2 protein-coding genes are annotated in these 1286 nt (G+C 65.7%); both read right to left on the bottom strand.

Annotation, left to right across the window (positions count from 1 at the left end):
* Positions 1-556, bottom strand: a 556-nt coding sequence (locus tag ACSFA3_RS23895) for an ATP-binding cassette domain-containing protein (protein WP_435507886.1), incomplete at its 3' end; no start/stop codon positions are given.
* A 670-nt stretch (positions 557-1226) separates the two neighbouring features.
* Positions 1227-1274 (bottom strand): hypothetical protein, encoded by a 48-nt coding sequence (locus tag ACSFA3_RS23890; RefSeq protein WP_435507887.1) that lies wholly within the window; start codon positions 1272-1274, stop codon positions 1227-1229.
* Positions 1275-1286 lie beyond the last annotated feature (12 nt).

Raw genomic sequence — 1286 nt, 5'->3', positions numbered from 1 at the left:
GCCGGAGCCGGCGCATCAGTGCGAGGATCGGCTCGGCCTGTTCGTCGGAAAGACCCGCAGTCGGCTCATCCAACAGCAGCAAGGGGGAAGTCACCATTGCGCGGCGCAACACCGACACCAGGCGCTGGTCCGACAGAGGCAGGCTGATGACCGGTACGTGCAGGTGCTGTACAAGCCGCTCCAGACCCAACGAGGCCAGCCATTGAGTGACATGGGCATGCTGCTGCGCGGCAGTCAAATTGGCGCGCTCGGGCCAGTCGTGAACAAGATTTTCAAGCACGGCGGACAGCAGCAGCTTGGCCTTCTGCATCACCAGCGGCGGATTTCGATCCGGCAGCACGTAGTCGACGCGGCCTTCGACTCGGATGGAGGGGTGGCCGGCGTTCTCGCCAGCCACTGTCCGCAGCAGCGCCGACTTGCCGGTGCCCGTGTCGCCATAGAGCAGCGTGACCCCCGGGCCGATGGATGCGTTCCAGTTCGACACCAGCGCAGGCTGGTCGGGATAGGCAAAGCGCAGCGCGTCGATCCGGAGGAGGGGAGGAGAAGCAAGATTCATGGTCGGAGCCGACTTTAGCAAGCGACCCGCGCGCAATGCCCGGGCCGTGGCTACCATTCGGCTCCATGAAAAAGCTGTTGCCGCTGCTGCTCGCCCTGCCGTTCGCCGCCCCCGTGTTCGCCGCGCCGTCCGCGCAGGTGTTCGATGCCGTGAAGAAGCCCGAGTCGCTCGATGCGCAATGGCGCGCGAACCTCTGCGCCCTGCTGCCGAAGCCTTGCGACGTGCAGGAGCTCGGCCTGTACCGCCCGCGCGGCGCTTCGCCCAATGACTACGTGGTGCTCTCTGGCGAGCCGTTGGTCATGGCGCGCATCAAGCGAGGCGCCGACGCGAAGAGCTGGCAGCTCGATCGCCTCCATGACTTCTCGGACTACGCGCAGGCCCTGAAGAAGGACGCCGACCGGCCCGACACGCGCCTGTCGCTTGCGCCCGCGCTCTATCCGCTGGCCGAAGGCAAGTGGGCCGTGGCCGTGCTGCAGACCGTGTTCGAGGGGTATTCCGGCGGTGGAGCGTCGTTCGACACCGCTGATTTCGTCCCGCTCGAAGGCGGCAAGGCCGTGAACGAAGGCATTCCGTTCTCGTGCTTCAAGATGATCCGCGCCTGCTTCAGCGAGAAGGAATACAAGACCTCGAAGCACTGCCACGACGAAAGCAACGGCAGCCTGCGCATCGCCTACGGCGAGGCCGCGAAGCCGGGTGCGCCGTATGAGTGGCAATACACCTGGCTGCAGAG

Origin of the sequence: Variovorax glucosi, assembly GCF_051216695.1 — a bacterium.
Lineage (GTDB): Bacteria > Pseudomonadota > Gammaproteobacteria > Burkholderiales > Burkholderiaceae_C > Variovorax.
This window is presented reverse-complemented; position numbering and strand designations above follow the sequence as displayed.